Below are 26,057 nucleotides of genomic sequence, written 5' to 3' on the forward strand. Positions count from 1 at the left end.
CCCTTCGCGGCTTACCCGCACTGCGCACCGAGCCCATCGATTGCCAGAAACTTGTCGACGAGGTTTCCCTCGCCGCCCCTCATCGTGAAATCCGGCTAAGCCCGCTTACGCACCGGAGTCTGGTACGGCACACCAGCGGTAAATCGATCGAGTCGTTCACTCGCATCAGTGATCGCCCAGAGGGGCGCGCTATGCAACTGCCGGTCGTAAGTCGTTGCGATCGTCGCAAAAAGCGCGAAGCCCGTACCGTCCAATGCCCACTTGCCGGTCTCGCGGCCGATGTCGAACACTGCCGACACCGCACGTTCCGCCGCTCCCAGCTGTTCACCGGTCGCCGAGCCAAACCCCGATTCCGCAAGAAAGCCCGTCAGCAGCATGATCTGCGTGAGCGTTTGCGCGTCGCTCATGCTGCCGGCGCCACGGCGCAAGGCGTCGAGCGCCAGATGGACCCGCAGCGCGAGGTCGTCGGCGGTTTGCCGGGCGATCGGCAGCAGCATGGCCTTGGCATGCCGCGCACGCGCAGCGCCAGTGTGGCGGGATAACGGAATAGGTTGTGCCATGAAGGTCCAATGTTTATGCCTGTGCAGATGCAATAACGGCGCGGCTCGTAAAAGATTGAGCCCTCTTTGTGCACGCCATGGGAGGACCGCCGGGAAGCCCGTCTGGCGGCCTTCGCCACCACTCCCACGCGGAGTCTGGCGCATACGTCCTTCGGACCTGAGGGCGCGATGCCTTTCAATCTTCCTTCATGCCGGAGGCATTTCACTCACCAGAACCTCGAACCCCGCGGTGCCGCTACTGCGACCGCGTCGCAACTTCGGTTGTATGCCATACGCGTCAAACCATTTGCGTCTCTTCATCAGAGAAGATGACCTGTATCCGCGAGGCAACACACCGACCCAAACGAAACCGCCCTCGACCCTCGACTATCAACCCACGCACAGCCCGATCAACCCCCACCTCACCCAACCTCGCCCTCCTCCGAAGCCGGCGCCACACTTCGCGCCCGCACCCGCCGACGAATCTCCGAATCCAGGATCAAACGTCCACGCAGCTTCCCCTTCATCCGCTTCACATAGCGCGGCGCCTCGGTCATGTGGATCACCATCAACTCCCGCACCTTCTCCACATCACGCTCACGCGCAGCCTTCGTAATCGCTTTGTGAATCTTGACGTTCGCCTGACCGAACCGCTCATGCTCCGCTTGCGGCGTGTCGTTACGAAACTCGATGAGCTGCCGGATCATTTCATTGATCAGCTCACAACTGAAGCGCAGGAACGGGTTCGGATTCGCCGCCGCGAGGATATCGTGGAAATTCACGTCTTCCTGACGCTGCCGCACGATGTCCTTCCCGCCATGTGACGAAGCCGGTTGATCACAGCACGCAATGCTCGCGTCGAGCGCTTCGAAGTCCTGCTCCGTCAGATGCGGCACGGCCCCCGCCGCAAGCTCGGGCTCCAGCAGTTTGCGCACGGTGTAGATGTCGTCGATCGAAACGTCCTTGAAGAACAGGTAGTTCTGCAGAAGCTGCAACGTGCGATCGAGCGGCACCTCCACCACCATACCGCCGCCGCTCGGCCCGGTGGTCACTTTGATAAGCCCTTGCACCTCGAGCGATTTCAACGCCTCGCGGATCGTGCTTTTGCTCACCGAAAAGAGCTGCTGCAGCTCCACTTCGCGCGGCAGCCGGTCGCCTGGCTTCAGGTCTTTCTCGGTGATGAGCCGCTTGATTTCCTCCGCGACCAGATCGCCGCGTTTCTGCTGCTTGATCTCAATCGCGGCGCCAGCCTTGGCGCGGTCCATGGCCATATTCGATGCTCCCAGTTCGTCCTGCACGATCGTCGATCGATCCCCGGGCGCTGTCGCAGCCCGGAAGGCCGTTTCGATGCCGCCCAGGAATTTTGCCTTATTGACACCAGAATTTATTGTACCTACGATCAAGTCCAACCTATTTATCATGATAAATAGAACAAAGCCGATGCGGTAGAAAACTTCACGGCGGCCAGCAAGATCAAGTAGTCGCTCGCGTAATGCGTGCAGTTTCGTAGTCGGTCAGTGCGTGTCTCTTTCCTAAGGAGCGTCATTTTGAATCGCCGAAATATGTTGAAGCTGGCCGCGTTGTCGGCCGTTCCGGGGACGTTGGGCTCGCTGGTCGCGCGAAGCGCGTTCGCGCAGGCCGGCACCTTGCAGTTCGCCTGTCCGGTGCCGATGTCGGGTCCATTCGCGGCGAACGGCAAATACGCCGACCTCGGCATGAAACTCGCTATCGAGCAGTACGGCAAAGTGTTGGGTCAGCCGCTCGCATACACGGTGCTCGACACGGAAGGCAAGCCCGCTACCGCTGTGCGCCGGGTGCAGGAAATCGCGCAACAGAAGAACGCGCGGTTCTTTGCCGGCGGTATTCTGTCCTCCGAAGCATTGGCAATGGGCAAGGAAGTCCAGAAGGCCGGCGGCATTTTCATCACGACGGCCGGCGCGGACGAAATCACCGGCAAGGACTGCAACGAGGCGACATTCCGCTGGTCGGTGCCGACCTACGGCGCAATCGAGCAGACGGTGCGTCCGCTGATCCAGATGATGCCCAAAGCCAAACGCTGGTACACCATTACGCCGCAATACGTGTTCGGCGACGGTTTGCTCTCGGCCGCGAAGACGATCTTCAAAGAGAAGGGGATCGAACATGTAGGCAACAGCTACCACTCGCTCAACGAGAAAGAGTTCAGCGGCTATCTGACGAACGCTGTTGCAGCGAAGCCTGACGTGCTGCTGATTCTCAACTTCGGCTCGCAATCGTCCGATACATTGCGCCAGGCCGTGAGCTTCGGCATGAAGAATAATTGCACGATTCTGATGGCCTGGGCGTCCGGACTCGAGCAATTCGAATCGCTCGGTGCGGACCTGTGCGAAGGCGTCTATTTCGGCGCACAGTATTGGCACGGCATCGATTCGCCGCTGAACCGCGATCTCGTCAAACGCGCGAATACAGCATTCAAGGCAAACCCTAACTACAGCCTCGCAGGTTCGTATATCTGCACGAAGATCCTGCTCGACGGCATCGTGAAAGCAGGCAACGTCGACCCGAAGAAAGTGGTCGCCGCACTCGAAGGCATGAAATACGATGGTTTGACCGGCCCGGAAGAAGTCCGCAAAGGCGACCATCAGGTGCTGAAGAACTATTATCTGTTGAAAGGCAAGGCGAAGAACAAGATGAAAAACGCCGACGACTACGCGGATATCGTGAGCTCCGGCCAATCGTTCCTGCCGCTCGACAAAACCGGCTGCAAGATGGCCTGACGCCTGAATGCCGCGTGCAAGCGCGGCGCGCAGATCACAGCACTGCATCGCGATTCCCCATCGCACCACCCTTTAGACGGACGCCATGAACGTTTATCTCCTGCAGATCGTCAACGGCATCGGAGTGGGAATGCTGTATTTCCTGCTCGCGGTCGGCTTGTCGATCGTGTTTGGCCTGCTGCGCTTCGTGAACTTTGCGCACGGCGCGTTCTATCTGCTCGGCGCGTACTTCTGCTATCAGGCGATGCAATGGTCCATGAGTTTCTGGACCGCACTTGTAGTCGTGCCAATCGTCGTGGGCGCGCTTGCGTGGGTCGTCGAGAAACTGATTCTGCGGCACGTCTATGCGCAGCAGCATGAGTTTCATATTCTCGTGACCGTTGGTCTCGCGCTCGTCGTGCAGGAATGCGCGATCCTGATCTGGGGGCCGCTCGGCGATAACGTGGCTGTGCCCGACGTGCTGAACGGCGTGGTGATCTGGGGCAGCTTCGTGTATCCGAAGTACCGTCTCTTCGTGATCGGCTTCACGGCGGTACTGGCCGCGCTTTTGTGGTGGGTGCTGGAAGGCACGCGACTCGGCAGCGCGGTGCGTGCGGGCAGCGAATCGACGGAGATGGTTTCGCTGCTCGGCATCAACGTGTTACGTGTTTTCAGCCTCGTGTTCGCGCTCGGCGCCGCAACGGCCGCGTTAGCGGGTGTTCTTGCCGCGCCGATTCGCGGCGTCGATCCGTTCATGGGTATCGAAGCGCTGAGCGTCGCGTTCGTCGTGGTGGTGGTCGGCGGAATGGGGAATTTCCTTGGCGCGCTGGTCGGCGGACTGCTGGTGGGAATCGTCCAAAGCGTGATGAGCACCCTGTGGCCGGAAGGCGCGCGATTGATGATCTACGTCGCGATGGCCGCTGTTCTATTGCTGCGACCGAACGGTCTGCTCGGGAGAGCGGCATGATCGATACTTCAAAACCAATCGTGCAGAGTGCCTCTTCCACGAAGACTCATTCGAGCCTGAAGCATTCATTACACCGTTATCGCTTTCTGTTGCTTGCGCTGCTCGTCGTGTGCATTTTGCCGCTCACGTTACGCTCAGGATCACTGGCCACAGAAGTGCTGGTGTTCGCACTCGCCGCACTCGGTTGCAATTTGCTGTTAGGCCACACAGGTTTGCTCTCATTCGGGCAGGGCATTTTCTTCGGGCTAGGCAGCTATTGCGCGGGGCTGGTCCTGACCAAGACAGGGCTGCCAGTGCCCGTGGCCTTACTTGCGTCCGCTGTCATCGGCGCGGCGGCCGCAGCACTCGTCGGCTGGTTTTCGATTCGCCAGCGCGGCACGTACTTCGTCATGCTGACGCTCGCGTTCGGCCAACTGTTCTACTTCCTCGCCTACACCACGCCCGATCTGACAGGCGGCGACAACGGCTTGCTCGACATCCCACGCCCGGCGTTGGGACTGTTCGGCAAAACGATCGTGCCGTTGACCTCGCCCTGGCAATACTACGGTTTCGTCGCGGTGTTGTTCCTCGTGGTGTTCTGGCTGTTGATGCGCGTCTCGCACTCCGTATTCGGCCGTACGTTGCTGGCGATTCGCGACAACGAAGCACGCGCGGCTGCGGTAGGTTACGACGTCAAACGCTTCAAACTGATGGCGTTCGTGATCTCCGGCGCGGTCACGGGTCTCGCGGGCGCGTTGCACGCGCTGATGACCGGCATCGCGCCGCTCTCCAACATCGACTATCACACGAGCGAAATGATCCTCGTGATGACGGTGATCGGCGGCACAGGCAATCTGTTCGCCTCCGTATTGGGCGCTGCGTTCTATGTGCTGTTCGCCGACTGGCTCTCCACGTTGTGGCCGCGCTGGCTCTTGCTGCTCGGCATTGTGCTGATCGCCGTCAGCCTGTACATGCAGCGCGGTCTATGGGGATTGGGCGAACGCATCTGGCAATCGCTGCGCCGTAAATCATCCGCGGGTGCAGGCAACGACGCAGACAAGGAGTCCGTATGAGCGAAGCCATTCTGCAAGCGAGCGGCGTGGTGAAGCGCTACGGCAAATTCACCGCGCTTTCCGACGTCACCTTGAACATCATGCCGCGCACGGTGCATTCCGTGATCGGACCGAACGGCGCGGGCAAAACCACGCTCTTTCACGTGTTGACCGGCACGCTGCCAATCACCGAAGGCAAGATCGTTTTCGACGGCCACGATGTCACGCGCGAGCCGGATCATAAACGCGTACGGCGCGGCGTCGCGCGTTCGTTTCAGGTGACGAGCCTGTTCGCCAATCTGAGCGTGCGAGAAAATCTGCGGCTTGCCGCGCAAGGTGTCGACGCAGTGCGCGCGTTGAATGCGTGGACGCCGCCGCACGGTGCGCTCACGCATGCGGACGTCGTCGATAGCGTGCTCGAACGGCTCGTGTTGCAGCGTTTCAGCGAGGTATCGGCAAGCGCGCTTTCGCACGGCCAGCAGCGGCGGTTAGAAGTCGGCATGGCGCTCGCCGCGCGGCCCAAGGCTATCTTTCTCGACGAGCCGACCTCAGGCATGGGTATCGACGACCTCGACGACATGAAGCAGCTGATTCGCGGCCTGCGCGACGATTACACCGTCGTGCTGATCGAACACAACATGGGCATCGTGATGGACATTTCCGACACGATCACCGTCATGCAGCAAGGGCGCGTGCTGGTGGAAGGGCGTCCCGACGACATTCGCGGCGACGAGCGCGTACGCAGCGCCTATCTCGGCAACATGATCACCGGAGGCCGCGCATGATTCTCGACGTGCAGCAGATTCACGGTTTCTATGGCAAGAGCCACATTCTGCAAGGCGTATCCCTGCAGATCGACGATGGTGAAACGGTCACGCTATTGGGCCGCAACGGCGCCGGCAAATCGACCACGCTGAAAGCGATTGCGGGCGTCGTCACGCCGCAGCGCGGCACGGTCACGTTCAACGGCGTCAAGATCAGCGGCATGCCGCCGCACAAGATCGCATCGCGGGGCGTTTGTTTCGTGCCCGAGCATCGCGGCATCTTTCGTCTGCTCACTGTAGAAGAAAACTTGCGGCTCGGTGCGCGCAAAGATTCGCCATGGCAACTCGACGACATCTACCGCATTTTTCCGCGCTTAAAGGAACGGCGCACGAATGGAGGCGCGCAGCTGTCCGGCGGCGAACAGCAGATGCTTGCAATCGGCCGCGCGCTGATGAATCACCCGCGTTTGCTGATGCTTGATGAACCTGTCGAAGGCCTCGCGCCGGTGATCGTCGAAGAAATCGTCGCGCAGCTCAAGCTGATCCGCGAGGCCGGCGTGGCGATTCTGCTGGTCGAGCAGAATCTCGAAGTGTGCACGCAACTCGCGGATCGCCACTACATCATCGAACAGGGCGTGATCGTTTATTCGGGCGACAACGCGTCGTTTGCGGCGGACGACTCGATCAAGGACCGTTATCTCGGCGTCGGCGTGGTCTGACGCGCACTTAGTCTTCAACACGAGGAAGCATCGATGCAAGTTCATGAATCAACAACCGTCGCGACGTTTGCCGATCTGCGAGTCGATGGCGCGCGGCTCTGGGACAGTCTCATGCAACTCGCGCGAATCGGCGCCACCGAGAAAGGTGGTGTTTGTCGGCTCGCACTTACGGAGTTGGACCGCGAGGCGCGTGATCTTTTTATCGCGTGGACGAAGGAGATCGGCTGCAGCGTGCGCGTGGACGCAATCGGCAATATCTTTGCGCGCCGCGCCGGTTTGCGCGAGGATCTGCCGCCAGTGATGACCGGCAGCCACATCGACACCCAGCCGACCGGTGGCAAATTCGACGGCAATTACGGCGTGCTCGCGGGACTCGAAGTTCTGCGCACACTAAATGACGCCAACGTGCAGACGCTCGCGCCGCTGGAAGTCGCGGTGTGGACGAATGAAGAGGGCTCGCGTTTCGTGCCGGTGATGATGGGTTCCGGCGTGTTCGCCGGTGCGTTCACCTTGGAGCATGCGCTTGAACAACACGATCGTGAGGGCATCACGGTACGCGACGCGCTGTCTCGGATCGGATATGCCGGTGAAATCACAAAACCACATGCGGTAGGCGCTTATTTCGAAGCGCATATCGAACAAGGCCCCGTGCTGGAAGCACACGACAAAACAATCGGCGTGGTGCAAGGCGCGCTCGGCCAACGCTGGTACGACGTGACGGTGCACGGCATGGAGGCGCACGCCGGCCCGACGCCGATGGAACTGCGTCGCGACGCGCTGCTCGTCGCCGCCGATCTGATTCACGCGGTCAACCGCACTGCGCTGGATCACGCGCCTCACGGTCGCGGCACGGTCGGCTGGCTCGACGTGCATCCGAACTCACGCAATGTGATTCCAGGCCGCGTGACACTCACCGTCGATCTGCGCGCCGCCGACGACGCCACGCTCACCGCAATGGATAGCGCATTGCGCGCCGCATGCTCCGCAGCGGGCGAGAAAACCGGCATCACGGTGAACGTCGAGCAGGTGGTGTATTTCCCGCCGCAACCGTTCGCCGCTGAACTGGTCGGCGCCGTGAAGCAGGGCGCGGACACGCTCGGCTTCTCGTCGATGGACGTGATCAGCGGCGCCGGCCACGACGCCGTCTATCTCGCGAGAGTCGCGCCCGCGGCGATGATCTTCGTGCCGTGCAAAGACGGCATCAGCCACAACGAAATCGAAGACGCGCGCGCGGATCATCTCGAAGCCGGTTGCAACGTGCTGTTGCAGGCCATGCTGAACGCCGCGCACAAAGCGGGGAGAGCGGACGCATGAAGATCCTCATCGCGCGGATGAATCACGAGACCAACACGTTTTCTCCGGTGGCCACGCCGTTGGCGGCATTCGGCCGTCACGGGCCGAGCTACGGTGAAGACGCGTTCAACGACAACAAAGGCATGCAGACGGCGATGGCAGCGTTCATCGACGCCGCCGAACGTGAGCATGCCGACATCGTGACGCCCGTGTCGGCGTCGGCGAATCCGAGCGGGCCCGTCGAGGCCGCTGCTTACGATGCGATCTGCGAGGCGATCGTGTCGGCCGCCGCGGGTTGCGACGCCGTCATGCTGGATCTGCACGGCGCGATGGTCGCTGAGAATTCGAACGACGGCGAGGGCGATTTGCTCGAGCGCGTGCGCGCGCTGCTGCCGGACGCGCCGATAGCGGTCGCGCTCGACTTGCACGGCAACGTCACGCAAAAGATGATCGACAACGCCGATGTGATCGTCAGCTTCAAGACCTATCCGCACGTCGATATGTACGAGACCGGCGCGCACGCGGCGCGGCTGATGTTCGACCTGATTCACGGCAAGGCGAAGCCTGTGATCGCCTGGCGCCAGCCGCCGCTGCTCACGCACACGCTGCGCAGCGCGACCGCCGAAGGCGCGATGAAGCGCGCCGTCGACGCCGCGCGCGCGGCCGAGGCCGACGGCATGCTCGCGGTGTCGGTGCTGTCCGGCTTCTCGCTCGCCGATATCGAGGCACCCTGCATCAGCGTCGTGGTGGTGGGCGGCGGCGATCTAGAGCAAGCCGAAGCGGTCGCGGAACGCATCGCGCGGCAGATCTGGAACGAGCGCGAAGACTTCGTGTATCGCAGCGCGCCGCTCGCTGAATCTGTCGCGCAAGCCGCCGCGCTCGCAGTGGACGCCAGCAAGCCCGTGCTCCTGCTCGATCACGGCGACAACTGCATGTCGGGTGGCACGTGCGACACGATGGATCTGCTCGAAGAAGCCTTGACGCAGAAGCTCGAAGGCATCGTGAGTGGGCCGTTGTGCGATCCGCAAGCGGTCGCGGCGTTGATGTCGGCGGGCGTCGGCAGCACGGTGACGGTGACCATCGGCAACAAGGTCGCGAGCGATGCGCTCAAGCCGCGTCCGCCGCTCGCCGTGACCGGCGTGGTGCGCGCGCTGACCGACGGCGAGTACGTGATCAGCGGCCCGACGTACACCGGCCAGCGCGCTTTCATGGGACGTGCCGCGGTCCTCGACACGGGCGCCGTCAAACTCGTGATGACCGAGCGCACGCATGAACCGTGGGACCTCGGCGTGTTCGAGAGTGTCGGCGTCGATCCGCGTCGCGCGCGTTTCCTGTTGCTCAAATCGCGTATGTACTGCCGCCCGGTGTTCGTGCCCATTGCGGCGGCGCTGGTGGAATGCGATAGCCGCGGCGTGACGAGTTCGGATTACGGCCTGTTCGCTTTCAAGCAGGTGAAGCGGCCGCTTTATCCGCTCGATACGCAGACCGAGTGGGCATTAACGAATGGAATCGACAGAAGTGCCGTCAAGGGCTTGTGCTGAGCGTGCGGGTTCTCTATAATTCGCGCCTCTAAAGGCTCGTAGCTCAGTTGGTTAGAGCACCACCTTGACATGGTGGGGGTCGTTGGTTCGAATCCAATCGAGCCTACCAACGCATCCGTGACGTAGACGAAAGCGGCTTCGCTTTCGTCTACTGTCAGGTTCTCGCATCACCTCGGCGCACTGCTCAGTGCGTCGCTCTGTCCCGCTGGTTTCTCCTCTCCGAATTAGCCTGAGTTAGACGTAGCGTCACGCGTTCGCCATGGATGCCTTTGTACGTCCAGCGTCACCGTATCGTGTCGTCATTTGCCAATGCGCGGTACAGTTAAGCCTTCCGGTTTCGCCACTGATTAAACTGCCGTCAGCGCGCGACGCAGGCGCGGGCAGCTTGAAAGGAAGCTGACGCAATGAAGAAGCTCATCAACGAGGTCTCCGCGGTCGTTCCGGACATGCTCGACGGACTCGCGGCGCTCAACCCCAATCTCTCCCTGCTGCAAGGCGGCACGATCGTCGTGCGCGCGGATGCCGAGGCCGCTGCGGCGCGCGGCGAAGTCGCGCTGATTTCGGGTGGCGGCTCGGGTCACGAGCCCGCGCACGGCGGCTATGTGGGCGCCGGCATGCTGAGCGCGGCGGTCGCGGGTGAAGTCTTCACGTCGCCGTCCACCGACGCCGTGCTCGATGCGATCCGCGCGGTGGCCGGCGCCGCGGGTGCACTGCTGATCGTGAAGAACTACACGGGCGACCGTTTCAACTTCGGCCTCGCGGCGGAGATTGCGCGCGCCGAAGGCATCCCCACGGAAATGGTGATCGTCGCCGATGACGTCGCGCTGACGGCAAGCGGCGATCACGCGGGCCGTCGCGGGTTGGCGGGGACCGTGCTGGTTCACAAGATTGCGGGCGCGGCTGCCGCAGCGGGACGCCCGTTGACGGAAGTCGCGCGGATCGCGCGTGACGTCGCGGCTTCGCTCGGCACCATGGGCGTCGCTCTCACCGCATGCACGGTGCCGGCCGCGGGCAAGCCGGGCTTCGAACTGGCAGACGGCGAGATCGAATGGGGACTCGGCATTCACGGCGAACCGGGAGTAGAGCGTGGCGCGCTGGAACCCGCTGACGCGATCGTCGAGAAGCTGCTGGCGAAGATCGTCGGGGACCTGTCGTTGCAAACCGGTGAACGGGTGGCGTTGCTGGTGAACAATCTGGGCGGCACGCCTTCGAGCGAATTGAGTATTGTGGCCGGTTCCGCGCTGCGTCATCTGGCGGAGCGCGGGATCAAGGTTGAACGCGCGTGGGCCGGCACGTTCCTGAGCGCGCTGGAAATGGCCGGCATCTCGCTGACGCTGCTGCGCGTGGACGACGAACGGCTCGCATGGCTCGACGCCGCCACGCACACCAGCGCGTGGCCCGTGCTGAGCGGCCGCGTCGCGCAGGTTTCCGTGCGCCCTGCGCCTGCCGAGCCGGAGCGCTCAAGCGGTGCGACGCTGTCGCGCGAAGCGACGTTGCGCCGCGCGATCGAAGCTGTTTGCGCGTGCCTGTTGAAAGCGGAGCCGACGTTGACGGACATGGATCAACGCGTCGGCGACGGCGATCTCGGCATCAGTCTTTCGCGTGGTGCGCGCGCGGTGCTTCACGAGATCGATGGCTATCCGGCTGAAACGACACCCGGCGCCGTATTGCGCAGCATGTCGGCGACGCTGCGGCGCGTGGTCGGCGGCACGTCGGGCCCGCTTTACGCGGTGATGCTGGTGCGCGCGGCGGTCGCGCTCGAGCAGTCAGGTGGATCGACGCCGAAAGAATGGGCGGCGGCGTTCAGCGCGGGTGTCGACGGTTTGATGGAACTGGGCGGTGCGCATCCGGGCGATCGCACGATGGTCGATGCATTGAAGCCGGCCGCCGATGCGTTGCAATCCGCTCTCGCACGCCAGGATGCATGGGATGCCGCATTGCAAGCGGCCGTCGACGCGGCCACCGCAGGCACATCGCAAACGGCGTCGATGCATCCACGGCGTGGGCGTTCGAGTTATGTCGGCAATCGCGCGCTAGGTCACGTGGATCCTGGCGCGCATGCGGTGGCGTTGTGGCTTGCTGCGATTCGCGAGGCGCTGAAGAAGTAAGCGAGTCAGCGCAAACGCTCGGTTGCCCGAAATGAAAACGGCTAACGGCGGAACAGGGGTTCCACGCTGTTAGCCGCGCGAGCAGAGCGCCAAGGCTCACACTTTCACGTCAGCGCGCGGTCACGGACGAAGCAGATCGAACCCCGCCAGCGTAACCACACCGCTCACCACGATCAGCGCGACCGAATGCTGTCCGAAGTAAAGCAGGCCGGCCGCCGACCAGCACGTCAAGGCAAATGCGGCAATACGCTTCATGCGTCAAAACCCCAAGGCTACCGCCAACAATCCGCTGACCACGCCGCACACCACGACGGCCAACGCCACGACCGTCAGCACGCGCCGCGGAAACGAGCGTCCGAGCATGGCCATGGACGGTACGCTGATCAGCGGCAGCGTCATCAGCAACGCGCCTGCCGGGCCGGCCGCCATGCCGAACGAGAGCATGGCCTGGATGATCGGCACTTCGCCCGCGGTTGGAATCACGAACAGCGTACCGGCGATGGCCAGCGCGACGATCCACAGCAGGCTGTTGTCGATCTCCGGTCCGACGTGCGGAAACAGCCACGTGCGCGCCGCGCCGAGAATCAGCACGAGCACGATATATTCGGGAACGAGCCGCAGCGTCATCGTGCCGAGGATTTTCACCCAGCGTGCGAAAGCGGTGCCGGGCACATCGCCGGCAACCAGTTGCGCCATCGCTTCGCGCGACGCTTCGGCTTCCTTCGGCGTCACCATGCGGTTCACCAGGTACCCGAGGCCGAACACCATCACGATGCCCAAGGCGAGGCGCAGGCCCATCCACTGCCAGCCAAGCACGAAGCCCATGAAGATCAGCGTAGCCGGATTCAAGGCGGTATTGCCGAGCCAGAATGCGATCGCCGCGCCCGGCGCCGCCTGACGCGCCCGTAAACCCGCCACCACCGGCGCGGCGCAGCACGTGCACATCATGCCCGGCAACGACAGCAAGCCACCCTTCACCACGCTGCTGAAATCGGTGCGGCCGAGCGCGCGCGCGACCCATTGCGGCGGAATCAGCGCCTGCACCGCAGAGCCGAGCAGCAGCCCGAGCACCATGGCTTGCCAGATGGCTTTGCCGTAGGCGAGGGCGTAGTCAATGGCCGACTGCCACGACGCCGCCGGCGCGCTCGACGACGTGCCCATCAGGATCGACTTGCCGATGGAATGCTGGCTCGCGGCCACGAACGCGCGGTTGTAGTACGGGAACCACTTCACATAAAAGAGGCCGACCACGGCGATCAGCAGAAAGACGATCCAGCCTAGCGCGACTCGTGGTTGTCGAAGGGTTGATTGCATAGTGGTCTTGAACGTTGGTTTTAATCAGACGACAGCGAGTGCGCTGCTGTCGAGTTCAGCAAGCAGTACCTTCGCCTGGTCGACGACATCGGCGTCGTTAGGACGGAAATTCCATTGCAACGCGTGCGCCAACTGGACGAAATGCTGATGGCTGCTGCGCGCATAAGCCGGATCATAATGCCGCTCGATCAACTCGTGCGCGAGGTCGGCGCGCCGGTTGTCGTCGACGAGCTTTTGCCAGCCGGTGACACGTTCACGGCTATGCAAACCGATCATGCGTTGCAACTGTCCCTTGAGTGACTCGGGATCGTCGAACAGATGGGCGTAGTCGTGCAGCAGGAAGGCCGCGCGATCTTCCGGGCTCGAGATCACCTCGACGCAGCGGCCCTGATGAAACGTGTCGAGCAGCGCGAGTGGCAGCGCGATAGAGCCGATGCGCCGGCTCTCCGCTTCCACGAACACCGGCCGTGCCGGATCGAACGTGCGCAGCGCGCTCACGAGCAGCGTATCGAAACGCTTCTGCGACGGCTGCGGCACGCCGGCCCAGGCGCCGAGCAACGAGCCGCGATGCGCGGCTAGCGCTTCGAGATCCAGCGTCTGCGCGCCCGCGGCGTTCAGCGCCGCGAGCAGGCGCGTCTTGCCGCTGCCGGTCGGGCCGACCAGCGCGATGTAGGAGAACGTCTTGGGCAGGGTGACGAGCGTATCGAGCGTGGCGCGCCGATAGGTCTTGTAGCCGCCGTCGAGTTGGCGCGCCTGCCAGCCGATCATATTGAACAGCGTGGTGACCGAACCCGAGCGTTTGCCGCCGCGCCAGCAATAGATCAGCGGCCGCCAGTTGCGCGGCCGGTCGGCGAACGTCGTCTCCAGGTGGTGCGCGATATTGCGCGCGACCAACGCCGCGCCGATCCGCGTGGCTTCGAACGGCGAGACCTGCTTGTATGTCGTGCCGACCAGCACGCGCTCTTCGTTGCTCAGCACGGGCGCGTTGAGTGCGCCCGGAATATGGTCTTCCGCGAACTCGAGAGGCGTGCGCACATCGATGATTTCATCGAAATCACCGGCTTGTTCGAGGCTGACGAGTAGGTTTTTCAAGGACTTGGGGACACAAGGTGTCGGCTGCGGCAGGGTGAAATTATCGCACGCGTCGTAAATACCGGTCGCAACGTTCCTGCTGCGTTCCTCCTGCCGCTCGCGGCTCAGATAACCTCGACGCGTCCTTCTCCACTGACCATTTCGCCGATCACGCACGCCTCGCCGAACCCGTCGGCGCGGAACAGCGCGAGCACTTCGTCGACGGCTTGCGGTGCGCACGAGACCAGCAGGCCGCCCGAGGTTTGCGGGTCGGTGAGCAGCGTGCGCGCCGTCGCGGAAAATGAGGACGGCAAATCGATGTTCTTACCGTATGCGTCCCAGTTGCGCCCCGAAGCGCCGGTAAAGATGCCGGCTTCCGCGAGGCTCACCACGTCCGGCAACCACGGCAGATCTGCGTAGCGCACGCGAGCGGTGAGCTTCGATCCGCGCGCCAGCTCCAGTGTATGGCCGAGCAGCCCGAAACCGGTGATATCCGTGAGCGCATGCACGCCGTCGAGTCTGGACAGGTCCGCGCCCGGCCGGTTGAGCTTGGTCGTCGCGCCGATCATGGCGGCGTAGCCGGCGGCGTCGAGCCGGTCTTTCTTCAGCGCTGCCGAGAGAATGCCGACGCCCAGCGGCTTGCCGAGGATCAGCACATCGCCGGCTTGCGCGCCCGCGTTGCGTTTGACGCGCTTCGGGTCGACCAGGCCGATGGCGACGAGGCCGTAGATCGGCTCGACCGAATCGATCGAATGGCCGCCGGCGAGCGGAATGCCGGCTTCGGCGCACACGGATTCGCCGCCCTTCAGCACGGCTGCGATCACATCGTGCGGCAGCACGTTGATCGGCATGCCGACGATGGCCAGCGCCATGATCGGCTTGCCGCCCATGGCATAGACGTCGGACAGCGCGTTGGTCGCGGCGATGCGGCCGAAGTCGAACGGATCGTCGACGATCGGCATGAAGAAGTCGGTGGTAGCGACGATCGCCTGTTCGTCGTTGAGTTTGTAGACGGCGGCGTCGTCGGCGGTGTCGTTGCCAACCAGCAAATCGGGAAAAAACGGCAGCGGCGCGCTGCGTTTGAGCAGGTCGGCGAGCAGGCCCGGCGCGATCTTGCAGCCGCAACCGCCGCCGTGCGACAGACTGGTCAGACGGGGCGACGCGCTTGCGTGGCTTGGGGTATCGGTCATTGTGGCGGGCATTTCAGGCGACGAATGACCGCCATTATGATGGTTGTTCAGGCAATGCGCAGGGACGGCTGCAGTGAAGTGAGGCGGGCACAGCGCGAAACACGTCGTCGATTCTTCTGAAGTTACTCACGACGTGCGGCTTGCCCGGCATGCGCCTGCTGCAAGAGAGCGGGGTGACAAGGGGAGTCGTTATTTGTTGCTGCCTGCGCCGGTGCCGTAAAGCCCGTTATCGAAGCCGCCCGCGCCTTGGGGCTTGTGACCCTTCCCGCCCGTCTTGCCGCGCGTGTTCGCCGAACCGCCATCCTTCGTCTGCGGCTTCTGCGATTCATGAACCGCCGAGGCGGACGAATCGGGCGCCGATCCCATCGAAGAAGTGCGGCTCTCCTGCTGCGACGAACCGCTGCCTTGTGTGATCTGGGCAACGCCGTGCGAACTCACCAGGAGCAACGCGCCACCCAGCGCGAGGGACACAGCGCCGACCGCGGCACGCCGCTTCACTACGCCGTACGTGGTGCCCGCGGAAGAAAACATGAAAAGTGGATGGGTCATAAGTGCCGCCAAAGGTCAGGAGTAAGCGTCGAGCGTCTGCCTCCTACCAGCAATAACAGTGCCTCGCCTGATGAAACCGGCTGTGGCAATTCATATTTAGTTGCACTGTAGAAGGTATAACTCCTCGCTGCAGGATTTCATACCGCTCTCTATAATCGTTATCAGTGTCCCCATAAAGAGCCGAGGCCATTCGATGACCCATATGTCCCGGCGACAATTTCTGAAGGTCTCCGCCACCACGCTAGCCGGATCGAGTCTTGCCCTCATGGGCTTCTCGCCGGCGCCCGCGTTAGCGGAGGTTCGTCAGTACAAGTTGTCGCGCACAACCGAAACCCGCAATACCTGCCCGTACTGTTCGGTAGGCTGCGGCATCCTGATGTACGGACTCGGCGACAACGCCAAGAACGCAAAGTCCAGCATCATCCATATCGAAGGCGACCCCGATCATCCGGTCAATCGCGGCACGCTGTGCCCGAAGGGCGCGAGTTTGATCGACTTCATTCACAGCCCGAGCCGTCTGAAGTATCCGGAGTACCGTGCGGCGGGCTCGAATGAATGGAAGCGCATTTCATGGGAAGACGCGCTCGACCGCATTGCGAAATTGATGAAGGAAGATCGCGATGCCAACTTCGTCGAGACAACGGCGGACGGCAAGAAGGTCAACCGCTGGCTGACCACCGGCGTGCTCGCGGCATCGGCCGGTAGCAATGAAGTCGGTTATTTGACGCACAAGACTGTCCGCAGTCTTGGCATGCTCGCATTCGACAATCAGGCGCGTGTCTGACATGGCCCGACGGTGGCAGGTCTTGCCCCGACGTTTGGCCGTGGAGCGATGACGAACCATTGGGTCGACATCAAGAACGCGGACGTGATTCTGGTAATGGGCGGCAATGCGGCTGAGGCGCACCCGTGCGGTTTCAAATGGGTCACTGAAGCCAAGGCGCATCGCAAGGCAAGGTTGATCGTGGTCGATCCGCGCTTTACGCGCACGGCATCGGTTGCGGATTATTACGCGCAGATTCGGACCGGCTCGGACATCGTGTTCCTGGGCGGGGTGATCAACTATCTGCTCACCAACGACAAGATCCAGCACGAGTATGTGAAAAACTACACGGACATGCCGTTCATCGTCCGTGAGGACTTTTCGTTTACCGACGGTCTCTATTCCGGCTACGACGCCGACAAGCGCAAGTACGACCAGAGTTCGTGGGACTACGAACGCGGCGACGACGGCTATGCCAAAGTCGATCCGACGTTGCAGCACCCGCGCTGCGTCTATCAGTTGATGAAGCAGCACTACTCGCGCTATACGCCGGAGCAGGTCGAGAGCACGTGCGGCACGCCCAAGGAAAAATTCCTCAAGGTGTGCGAGATGCTCGCATCGACGGCGGTTCCGGGACGCGCCGGCACGATCCTGTACGCGCTCGGCTGGACGCATCACTCGATCGGCGCGCAGATCATCCGCACCGGCGCGATGGTGCAATTGCTGCTGGGCAATATCGGCATTGCGGGCGGCGGCATGAATGCGCTGCGCGGTCACTCGAACATTCAGGGTTTGACCGACCTCGGCCTGATGTCGAACCTGTTGCCGGGTTACATGACGCTGCCGCTGGAAGCCGAGCAGGACTTCGACGCCTTCATCGCGAAACGCGCGAGCCAGCCGCTGCGGCCGAATCAGTTGAGCTATTGGCGCAACTACCGTGCGTTCCATGTCAGTTTCATGAAGTCATGGTGGGGCGAGAACGCGACAGCCGAGAACAACTTCGGTTTCGACTATCTGCCCAAGCTCGATAAGTCATACGACATGCTGCAGGTTTTCGAGCTGATGAATCAAGGCAAGATGAACGGCTACATCGCGCAGGGCTTCAACCCGCTCGCCGCGGCGCCGAACAAGGCGAAGATCGGCGCGAGTCTGGCCAAGCTGAAGTGGCTCGTCATCATGGATCCGCTCGCTACGGAAACGTCGGAGTTCTGGAAGAACTTCGGCGAGTTCAACGACGTGGATCCGTCGAAGATTCAAACGGAGGTGTTCCGTTTGCCGACCACCTGTTTCGCGGAAGAACGCGGCTCGCTGGTCAGTTCCAGCCGTGTGCTGCAGTGGCATTGGCAAGGCGCGGTCGGGCCCGGAGAAGCGAAGAGCGACCTCGAGATCATGTCGGGGCTGTGGCTGCGTATCCGCGCGGCTTACCGTAAGGACGGCGGCAAGTATCCCGATCCGATTCTCAAGATGAGCTGGCCGTATGCCGACCCGGAAAGCCCGACGCCCGAAGAAATCGCCATGGAATTCAACGGCAAGGCGCTCACCGACGTCACCGACCCGACCGACAAAACCAAGGTGCTCGCCAAACAGGGCGAGCAGTTGTCGAGCTTCGCGCAGTTACGCGACGACGGCAGCACCGCGAGCGGCTGCTGGATCTTTTGTGGCTCATGGACCCAGGCGGGCAACCAGATGGGCCGCCGCGACAACTCCGACCCGACCGGCATCGGCAATACGCTGAACTGGGCGTGGGCCTGGCCGGCGAACCGGCGGATTCTGTACAACCGTGCTTCATGCGACGTCAGCGGCAAGCCGTTCGATCCGACGCGCAAGCTGATCGCGTGGAACGGCAAGGCGTGGACGGGAGCGGACATTGCCGACTTCAAGGCCGACGAACCGCCTGAAAACGGCATGAATCCGTTCATCATGAACGCGGAAGGCGTGGCGCGTTTCTTCTCTCGCGATGGTCTGGTGGAAGGGCCGTTCCCGGAGCACTACGAGCCGTTTGAAACGCCGCTTGGCTACAACCCGCTGCATCCGAACAACAAGGCGGTCGTCAGCAGTCCGGCGGCGCGCGTGTTCCCGGATGATCGGGCCGCGTTCGGCACGCACGAGAACTTCCCGCATACGGCGACCACGTATCGGTTGACGGAGCATTTCCACTACTGGACCAAGCACGCGCGCTTGAACGCGATCGTGCAGCCGCAGCAGTTCGTGGAGATCGGCGAGGATCTCGCGAAGGAGGTTGGCGTCGTGGCCGGAGATCGCATCAAGGTGTCGTCCAATCGCGGGCATATCATTGCCGTGGCGCTCGTCACCAAGCGGATCAAACCGTTGATGATCGAAGGAAAGAAAGTCCAGACAGTCGGATTGCCGTTGCATTGGGGCTTCAAGGGACTCGCGAAGCCGGGCTATCTCGTCAACACGCTGACGCCCTCCGTGGGCGATGGGAATTCGCAAACACCGGAATTCAAATCGTTCCTCGTCAAGGTCGAAAAGGCATAGGGAGAAGAGATGGCACTGCAATCACTGGACATCAAACGCCTCTCGGCCACGACCTTGCCTGAACCGCAAGTGCGTGTGCCGGTTACAGGCACGGTCGCCAAGCTCATCGACGTGTCGAAGTGCATTGGCTGCAAGGCGTGTCAGACCGCCTGCATGGAATGGAACGATCTGCGCGATGAGATCGGCACGACAACCGGCATCTATGACAACCCGCGCGATCTGAGCGAGCATTCGTGGACCGTCATGCGGTTCTCGGAATACGAGAACACCGAGGGCGATCTCGAGTGGCTGATCCGCAAGGACGGCTGCATGCACTGCGAGGATCCGGGTTGTCTGAAGGCTTGTCCGTCGCCGGGCGCGATCGTGCAGTACACGAACGGCATCGTGGATTTCCACGAGGAAAACTGCATTGGCTGCGGCTATTGCATCACCGGTTGCCCGTTCAACATACCGCGCATTTCGAAGCAGGACAACCGCGCGTACAAGTGCACGCTGTGTTCGGACCGCGTGGCGGTCGGTCAGGAACCAGCTTGTGTGAAGACGTGCCCCACCGGCGCGATCATGTTCGGCACCAAGGAGGACATGAAGCAGCAGGCCTCGGACCGGATTGAAGATCTGAAGGAGCGCGGTTTTCAGAACGCCGGTTTGTACGATCCGGCCGGCGTGGGCGGCACGCATGTGATGTACGTGCTGCATCATGCCGATAAGCCCACTCTGTATCATGGGTTGCCGCAGAATCCGAAGATCAGCGTGATGGTGGCGCTGTGGAAAGGTTTGGCAAAACCGCTGGCGCTCGCGGGTATCGCGTTCGCGGCCATAGCCGGATTCTTCCACTACACGCGCGTCGGTCCGAATGAGGTATCGGAGGCCGATGAAGCCGAAGCCCAGCACGAAGCCGATGAAGTACGCCGTTCGCGGGAGGCATCCAATGAAGCACCCTGAGCATACCGATCTGAAGGACGTGAGGGGCAACAGCCTGATCGTGCGCTACACGCCGAATGAGCGTACGAATCATTGGATCACCGCGATCACGTTTGTGCTTCTGGCGCTGTCCGGCCTCGCCATGTTTCATCCGGCCATGTCGTGGCTTTACGCGATCTTCGGCGGCGGGCAATGGACGCGGATTCTGCATCCGTTCGTGGGCTGCGTGATGTTCCTGTCGTTTCTGATTCTTGCGTTGCGCTTCTGGCATCACAACTATCTCGACAAAGCCGACCTTCAATGGATGAGGCAGATCGACGACGTGCTCAACAATCGCGAGGAAAAGCTCCCCGCGATCGGTAAGTACAACGCCGGTCAAAAGCTGCTATTTTTTACCATGGTGATCTGCTTGCTGCTGTTGCTGGCGAGCGGCATCGTGATCTGGCGGCGCTATTTCTCGTTCTACTTTCCGATCGAGATCATCCGGCTCGCGGCGCTCGTGCATGCCGCGGCGGCGTTCGTGCTGATCGTCGGCATCGTGGTGCATATTTATGCGGCGTTGTGGATCAAAGGGTCGATCGGCGCCATGACGCGCGGCACCGTGACCTATGGCTGGGCGCGCAAGCATCATCCGAACTGGTTCAAGGAAATCATCGGAAAATAGCGGGCCATGCATAGGCATTAAAGGCGGCGCGGCTCCTGGCGCGCTGCACCCGAGCCGCCGCTCCTGTTCAATGAACGGCGGCGGCTCTTCAGTTTTTAGAGGTCGATACTGTGGTTCAACGTATTCTCGAAGCCGGCGACATCGAATCACTCGATCATTCGGCAATTCCGCGCATTCGCATGCCGGAACGGCTCGCGGTGTTTGCCGCGCGCGCCGCGCGGTTGCGCCAGCTTGCGGCGCTCGACAATCCGATCGCCGGCTATTTGCGCCTGATGGCCGTGGTCGCCGACGCGCAGCAAGCCGTGATCGCCAGCTTCAAGGCGCAGCCGCCCAGCGCCGAGTTGATCGCGAGTGCGCAGCAGCATTCCATGCCGCTGATTCCTGCGCTTTCCGGCGTGCGTGATCCGGCTTGGCGGGACGTGCTGCGGCAGTTGCTCGACAAGGTGGCAGCCGCAGGCCCGCTCACGCCGCCGCTCGAAGCGCTGATCGACCGGCTGCGCACGCTCGAGACCGCCGCGCTCGAATTCCAGGCCGACGCGATCTTCGCGCAGCGCTTCGAAGAAGTCGATCCGGCGAGCGCACCGTTCATCGTGGCCGCGCTGCAAGTGGTGTGGACCGACCTCGCGGCCGATATCGACAAGCACGAGGTGCCGTACCTCGAGACGCTCGGCCTGTGTCCCGTGTGCGGATCGCATCCGGTGGCGAGCATCGTGCGCGTGGGCGGCGCGTATGACAATTATCGCTACCTGCAATGCGGCCTGTGCTCGACCGAGTGGCACATGGTTCGCACGAAGTGCTCGAATTGCGATTCGACCAAGGGCATCGCTTATCACTCGGTCGGCTCGCCGGATGCCGACGAGGCCGCGCGCGAAGCCGAATCGAAGAACGCCGCGTTGAAAGCGGAATCGTGCGACGAATGCCATACTTATCGAAAGATCGGCATTCAGTCGAAGGACTACGATTTCGAACCGTTCGCGGACGATCTCGCCAGTCTCACGCTGGATCTGCTGATGGGGGCGGAAGGTTACCGGCGGGCGTCGCCGCATCCGTGGCTGTGGCCCGAACAGGCCGCGGGTGCGGACGAGTCTTCCGGCGAGTCCGATTAGCAGCGAGTGAATGCGATTAGAAGAGGGATTGCCTCGTGAGCGATGTAAGCGGCTCTGAATTGCGGGCGCTGATGGCGCGCGTGCCGTCGGTGGAAAAGGTGATGGCGTCGGCCGAATTCGCGGCGCTACTCGCCGAATATGGCCGCACGCAGGTGTTGGGCGCGGTGCGCGAAGCGCTCGATCGCTGGCGCGCAGGCGCGCAGTCGGGCGATGCGTCCGTGAGCGCACTCGACGTCGCGCGACTAAAGAGCGCAGTCGAGGCCGCGCTGCGCCAGCGCAACGAGTCGCGATTGCGCAGCGTATTCAATCTGACCGGCACTGTATTGCATACCAATCTCGGCCGCGCACTGCTGCCCGACGAAGCAGTACAGGCCGTGATGAAAGCGCTCACGCAACCCGCCAACCTCGAATTCGATCTCTCCACTGGTAAGCGCGGCGACCGCGACGATCTGATCGACGAGCTCATTTGCGAATTGACCGGCGCCGAAGCGGCTACCGTGGTCAACAACAACGCGGCCGCGGTGCTGCTCACGCTATCGGCGCTGGCGTCGAAGAAAGAAGTCATCGTGTCGCGCGGCGAGCTGGTTGAAATCGGCGGGGCGTTTCGCATTCCCGACATCATGAGTCGCGCCGGCGCGAAACTGCGCGAAGTGGGCACGACGAACCGCACGCATCTGAAGGACTACGAGGAAGCCATCGGCCCGCAAACCGCGCTGCTTATGAAGGTCCACGCGAGCAACTACGCGATCAGCGGCTTCACCAAAGAGGTCGGTCTGGATGAAATCGCGCCGCTCGCCCACGCGCGTGGTCTTGCGGTTGCCGTGGATCTCGGTAGCGGCACGCTGGTCGATCTGAGCCAATGGGGCTTGCCGCGCGAGACGACGGTGCGCGAAACCGTCGAAGCCGGTGCGGACCTCGTCACGTTCAGCGGCGACAAGTTGCTCGGCGGTCCGCAAGCCGGTTTGATCGTCGGGCGACGCGATCTGATCGCGAAGATCAAGAAGCATCCGCTCAAGCGCGCGTTGCGCGTCGGCAAACTGACGCTCGCGGCGCTGGAGCCTGTGCTGCAGCTTTATCGTGCGCCGGAGAGGCTCACGGAGCGGCTCACCACGTTGCGCTTATTGACCCGTGCCGCCGACGACATCCGGATCGCCGCGGAGCGCGTGCAGCCCGCGTTGCAGCATGCAGTCGGCGAACGCTATGCGGTGACGGCGGAGCCGATGTTCAGCCAGATCGGCAGCGGCGCATTGCCGGTCGATGTGCTGCCGAGTTACGGACTCGTCGTCAGAATGGCGGACGGTAAGCGTGGCGGCCGTCAATTGCTCGCGCTCGAAAAGATGCTGCGGGAGATGGCGCGGCCCGTGATCGGCCGCATCGCGGACGATGCGCTGCGCCTCGATCTGCGCTGTCTCGAAGCCGCCGATGAAGCGCATCTGATCGAGCAACTGAAAGGCGCGCGCGCATGATCGTCGGTACGGCGGGGCATATCGACCACGGTAAGACGAGCCTGGTGAAGGCGCTGTCGGGCGTCGATACGGATCGACTCAAGGAAGAAAAGGCGCGCGGCATTTCGATCGAACTGGGCTATGCGTACGTGCCTTTGGAGAACGGCGACGTGCTCGGTTTGATTGATGTGCCGGGTCACGAAAAGCTCGTGCATACGATGACCGCGGGCGCGAGCGGCATCGATTTCGCGCTGCTGGTGATCGCCGCCGATGACGGCGTGATGCCGCAAACGCGTGAGCATCTGGCGATTGTCGAACTGCTCGGCATTCGGCAAGGCGCCGTCGCGCTGACCAAGGTGGACCGCGTTGACGCGCAGCGTCTGCACGAAGTGCGCGAAGAAGTGCGGGCGTTTCTGAGCGGCAGCGTACTTCAGGACGCGCCCGTGTTTGATACTTGCGCATTGCAGGCCGATGATCCCGGCGTGGCCGCGTTGAAGGCGCATCTGTACGCGGCGGCAGCGGCGTGGCGAATGAAGCGCGACGACGGCCTGTTCCGTCTCGCGGTCGATCGTGTCTTCACGCTCTCGGGCCAGGGCACGATCGTGACCGGAACCGTGGTGTCGGGCCGCGTAGCAGTGGGCGACACGATGCTGCTCGCGCCGAAGAATCAACCGGTGCGTGTGCGCAGTATTCATGCGCAGAATCGTGCGGCGCAGAGCGGACGCGCTGGCGAGCGCTGTGCATTGAACCTGGCGGGCATCGAGAAGAGTGCGATCGATCGTGGCGACTGGATCGTCGATCCGCGGCTCTCGCAGGCGTCGGAGCGAATCGACGTCATGCTGACGCTGCTCGCCGATGCACCGCTCACGTTGGAGCATTGGGCGCCGCTGCACGTGCATCTGGGCACGCAGCACCAGGTTGCGCATGTCGCGTTGCTCGACGACGAAACACTCGGCGCCGGTCAGCGTGCCCGCGTTCAACTCGTGTTCGAGCGACCGGTTTGCGCGCTGCCGGGCGATCGCTTCGTGGTGCGCAACGCGCAGGCCAATCGCACGATTGGCGGCGGCCATGTGCTCGATCCGTTCGCGCCGTCGCGCAAGCGTCGTTCGGCCGAGCGGCTGGCATGGCTCGACGCGCTTCAGACCATGCTCGACACCGGTACGCTCGATGCCGTCTTCGCGAGAGCACCGTATGGCTTGTCGCGCTCGCTGCTGGAGCGTCTGACGGGCATGCCAGCGGCCGCGCTCGCGTTGCCGGCCAATACGCGGGTCGTGGAGCTGCCAGGCGAGGACGCATTGCTAGTCGCCGACGCGCTCTGGCAAGCGCTCAATTCGCGCATGACGAGTACGCTCGCGCAATACCACGAACGCTCGCCGGACGAATTGGGCCCGGACGTCTCGCGCTTGCGGCGCATCGCGGCGCCGCTGGTGGACGACGCGCTGTGGCGCGCGCTCGTCGACGATGCCGCGACGCGTGGCGAGATCGTCAAACGCGGGCCCTGGCTGCATCTGCCGGGCCATACGGTGACGCTCGACGAAGCGGATCGCGCGCTCGCGGCGACGTTGCTGCCCGCGGTGAAAGCAGGGCGTTTCGATCCGCCGTGGGTGCGCGATCTGGCCAATGCGCACGGCGTACCGGAGGAGCGTGTGCGTCAATTGATGCGCAAACTCGCGCGGCAGGGCGAGCTGTTTCAGGTCGTGCGCGATCTCTTTTACCACCCGGAGATGATTCGGGAACTGGCCTCGATTGCGGCTGCCGAGGCGCACGAGAATGCCGGCACCGTTGCGGCGGCACCGTTTCGCGACGTCACCGGATTGGGCCGGAAACGCGCGATCCAGCTTTTGGAGTTCTTCGACCGGGTTGGATATACTCGCTTCCACCGTGGGCTGCATCTGCTGCGCACGGATAGTCGCTGGCTCGATCTGCTTTAATTTTTTGATCGGCAGCGTGTAGTTCAGTCACCGTAGGAAGGCATTCGCGTCCGGTGGCGCGGCTGGGCTTCAAACTCAGTTGAGGGCGTCAGACGCTCTCAGGTCGGTTCGACTCCGGCTGCCTTCCGCCAGACATGGCTTCCCGGCAATTCCAATATCTTCCGAAAACGTCCTCTAGATCGCTGATTTCAAAACGGTTTATGGTAACGACGTGCTTGCGGCTTCCACTACTGTCCCGCACAATTTCCGCACGAAGTATGGGTAGCGACATGGGTTTTGTGGGTGGGAAGGGAGGGCATATGGCAGGACGACAGTTGCACCGACTCAGCGCGCTGCGGGTGGCCAAAGAGGTTGTGCCAGGCCGATTACGCCGACGGCGGTGGCCTCTACATGCAGATCGCCGACAGTGGCGCTCGCTCACGGGTATTTCGCTTCAAGCTTGACGGGCGCGTGCGGGAGATGGGCCTCGGTCCGCTTTCGCGAGTCTCGCTTGGAGAAGCACGGAAACTGGCCACCGGGTACCGTGACATGGTTAGAGACCTGATTGATCCCATCCTTGCGCGGCGTGAGCAGCAGCGCAGACAGTTGCTCGATATGTCTTCGGACTCCAATGTAACTTTCCGTGGAGCAGCCGAAGCGTTTATCCGCGTACAGGAACCTCAGTGGCGCAATCGCAAGCATGTCCAGCAGTGGGGCAACACGCTTAGGACGTACGCATATGGTGATCGGCGAAGTCCGGGTGCGCGACATCGATACTGCGATGATCGTGCGGATTCTCCAGCCGATCTGGACGAGAAAGGCGGAGACCGCGCGTCGCGTGCGCGGTCGCATCAAGGCCATCCTCGATGCCGAGACTGTGCTGGGCCATCGCACCGGCAGCAACCCGGCACGGTACGTTGACCATCTG

Annotated in this window: 22 protein-coding genes and 2 tRNA genes; 17 read left to right on the top strand and 7 right to left on the bottom strand. The window is 62.6% G+C overall.

Features of this window, described 5'->3' with window-relative positions; translation table 11 throughout:
* Positions 1-95 precede the first annotated feature (95 nt).
* Positions 96-560, bottom strand: coding sequence for a hypothetical protein (locus PQR54_RS37455; protein WP_408254939.1), 465 nt, complete (start codon positions 558-560; stop codon positions 96-98).
* Between the two features lie 401 nt (positions 561-961).
* On the bottom strand, positions 962-1,810 hold the full coding sequence (locus PQR54_RS37460) for a FadR/GntR family transcriptional regulator (RefSeq protein WP_408255028.1): 849 nt from the start codon (positions 1,808-1,810) through the stop codon (positions 962-964).
* A gap of 276 nt (positions 1,811-2,086) precedes the next feature.
* Here PQR54_RS37460 and PQR54_RS37465 point away from each other — a divergent pair, with 276 nt between their 5' ends.
* From PQR54_RS37465 to dhaK, 9 genes are all read left to right on the top strand, one after another.
* Positions 2,087-3,295 (top strand): ABC transporter substrate-binding protein, encoded by a 1,209-nt coding sequence (locus PQR54_RS37465; protein ID WP_408254941.1) that lies wholly within the window; start codon positions 2,087-2,089, stop codon positions 3,293-3,295.
* Positions 3,296-3,380: 85 nt separating this feature from the next.
* Positions 3,381-4,241 (top strand): branched-chain amino acid ABC transporter permease, encoded by an 861-nt coding sequence (locus tag PQR54_RS37470; protein WP_106314729.1) that lies wholly within the window; start codon positions 3,381-3,383, stop codon positions 4,239-4,241.
* Positions 4,238-5,293, top strand: a complete 1,056-nt coding sequence (locus tag PQR54_RS37475; RefSeq protein ID WP_408254943.1) for a branched-chain amino acid ABC transporter permease — start codon at positions 4,238-4,240, stop codon at positions 5,291-5,293. Before PQR54_RS37470 ends, PQR54_RS37475 begins: the two co-directional genes overlap by 4 nt.
* Complete coding sequence (locus tag PQR54_RS37480) at positions 5,290-6,057, top strand: ABC transporter ATP-binding protein (protein WP_408254945.1); 768 nt, start codon at positions 5,290-5,292, stop codon at positions 6,055-6,057. The genes PQR54_RS37475 and PQR54_RS37480 overlap by 4 nt, the downstream gene beginning before the upstream one ends.
* A complete protein-coding gene (locus PQR54_RS37485; RefSeq protein ID WP_408254947.1) occupies positions 6,054-6,755 on the top strand; it encodes an ABC transporter ATP-binding protein in 702 nt (233 codons plus the stop codon). The genes PQR54_RS37480 and PQR54_RS37485 overlap by 4 nt, the downstream gene beginning before the upstream one ends.
* Before the next feature lie 33 nt (positions 6,756-6,788).
* A complete protein-coding gene (locus PQR54_RS37490; RefSeq protein WP_408254949.1) occupies positions 6,789-8,069 on the top strand; it encodes a Zn-dependent hydrolase in 1,281 nt (426 codons plus the stop codon).
* The gene (locus PQR54_RS37495; protein WP_408254951.1) at positions 8,066-9,589 is read left to right on the top strand and encodes a M81 family metallopeptidase; all 1,524 of its coding nucleotides are present in this window, start codon (positions 8,066-8,068) and stop codon (positions 9,587-9,589) included. Before PQR54_RS37490 ends, PQR54_RS37495 begins: the two co-directional genes overlap by 4 nt.
* 32 nt (positions 9,590-9,621) lie before the next feature.
* A tRNA-Val gene (locus tag PQR54_RS37500) sits at positions 9,622-9,698 on the top strand.
* Positions 9,699-9,993: 295 nt separating this feature from the next.
* The gene (gene dhaK, locus PQR54_RS37505; RefSeq protein ID WP_408254953.1) at positions 9,994-11,697 is read left to right on the top strand and encodes a dihydroxyacetone kinase subunit DhaK; all 1,704 of its coding nucleotides are present in this window, start codon (positions 9,994-9,996) and stop codon (positions 11,695-11,697) included.
* Positions 11,698-11,817: 120 nt separating this feature from the next.
* Here dhaK and PQR54_RS37510 read toward each other — a convergent pair whose 3' ends face one another.
* From PQR54_RS37510 to PQR54_RS37530, 5 genes are all read right to left on the bottom strand, one after another.
* The gene (locus tag PQR54_RS37510) at positions 11,818-11,952 is read right to left on the bottom strand and encodes a hypothetical protein (RefSeq protein WP_012428369.1); all 135 of its coding nucleotides are present in this window, start codon (positions 11,950-11,952) and stop codon (positions 11,818-11,820) included.
* Between the two features lie 3 nt (positions 11,953-11,955).
* Positions 11,956-13,011 (bottom strand): permease, encoded by a 1,056-nt coding sequence (locus tag PQR54_RS37515; RefSeq protein WP_408254955.1) that lies wholly within the window; start codon positions 13,009-13,011, stop codon positions 11,956-11,958.
* 24 nt (positions 13,012-13,035) lie between these two features.
* The gene (gene mnmH, locus PQR54_RS37520; RefSeq protein WP_408254957.1) at positions 13,036-14,103 is read right to left on the bottom strand and encodes a tRNA 2-selenouridine(34) synthase MnmH; all 1,068 of its coding nucleotides are present in this window, start codon (positions 14,101-14,103) and stop codon (positions 13,036-13,038) included.
* Positions 14,104-14,207: 104 nt separating this feature from the next.
* Complete coding sequence (selD, locus tag PQR54_RS37525; RefSeq protein WP_408254959.1) at positions 14,208-15,272, bottom strand: selenide, water dikinase SelD; 1,065 nt, start codon at positions 15,270-15,272, stop codon at positions 14,208-14,210.
* 189 nt (positions 15,273-15,461) lie between these two features.
* Positions 15,462-15,821, bottom strand: coding sequence for a beta-xylosidase (locus PQR54_RS37530; RefSeq protein ID WP_408254961.1), 360 nt, complete (start codon positions 15,819-15,821; stop codon positions 15,462-15,464).
* Between the two features lie 193 nt (positions 15,822-16,014).
* On the opposite strand from PQR54_RS37530, the gene fdnG reads away from it, so the two are divergent.
* The 8 genes from fdnG (at position 16,015) to PQR54_RS38955 (ending at position 26,050) form a co-directional block, all read left to right on the top strand.
* Positions 16,015-19,083, top strand: coding sequence for a formate dehydrogenase-N subunit alpha (gene fdnG, locus PQR54_RS37535; RefSeq protein ID WP_408254963.1), 3,069 nt, complete (start codon positions 16,015-16,017; stop codon positions 19,081-19,083).
* Positions 19,084-19,092: 9 nt separating this feature from the next.
* Positions 19,093-20,025 carry a formate dehydrogenase subunit beta gene (gene fdxH, locus PQR54_RS37540; protein WP_408254965.1) on the top strand — a complete coding sequence of 311 codons (933 nt, stop codon included), beginning with the start codon at positions 19,093-19,095 and terminating at the stop codon, positions 20,023-20,025.
* Entirely contained in the window at positions 20,012-20,668 is a 657-nt protein-coding gene (locus PQR54_RS37545) for a formate dehydrogenase subunit gamma (RefSeq protein ID WP_121309767.1), read from the top strand. The genes fdxH and PQR54_RS37545 overlap by 14 nt, the downstream gene beginning before the upstream one ends.
* Before the next feature lie 110 nt (positions 20,669-20,778).
* On the top strand, positions 20,779-21,774 hold the full coding sequence (gene fdhE / locus PQR54_RS37550; RefSeq protein WP_408254967.1) for a formate dehydrogenase accessory protein FdhE: 996 nt from the start codon (positions 20,779-20,781) through the stop codon (positions 21,772-21,774).
* A gap of 35 nt (positions 21,775-21,809) precedes the next feature.
* Entirely contained in the window at positions 21,810-23,240 is a 1,431-nt protein-coding gene (gene selA, locus PQR54_RS37555) for an L-seryl-tRNA(Sec) selenium transferase (RefSeq protein ID WP_408254969.1), read from the top strand.
* A complete protein-coding gene (gene selB, locus PQR54_RS37560) occupies positions 23,237-25,150 on the top strand; it encodes a selenocysteine-specific translation elongation factor (protein WP_408254971.1) in 1,914 nt (637 codons plus the stop codon). Before selA ends, selB begins: the two co-directional genes overlap by 4 nt.
* 35 nt (positions 25,151-25,185) lie before the next feature.
* Positions 25,186-25,281, top strand: a tRNA-Sec gene (locus PQR54_RS37565).
* Positions 25,282-25,540: 259 nt separating this feature from the next.
* The gene (locus PQR54_RS38955) at positions 25,541-26,050 is read left to right on the top strand and encodes an integrase arm-type DNA-binding domain-containing protein (RefSeq protein WP_459251846.1); all 510 of its coding nucleotides are present in this window, start codon (positions 25,541-25,543) and stop codon (positions 26,048-26,050) included.
* Positions 26,051-26,057 lie beyond the last annotated feature (7 nt).

The organism is Paraburkholderia phytofirmans, assembly GCF_046028095.1.
In the GTDB taxonomy this organism is placed as follows: domain Bacteria; phylum Pseudomonadota; class Gammaproteobacteria; order Burkholderiales; family Burkholderiaceae; genus Paraburkholderia; species Paraburkholderia phytofirmans_A.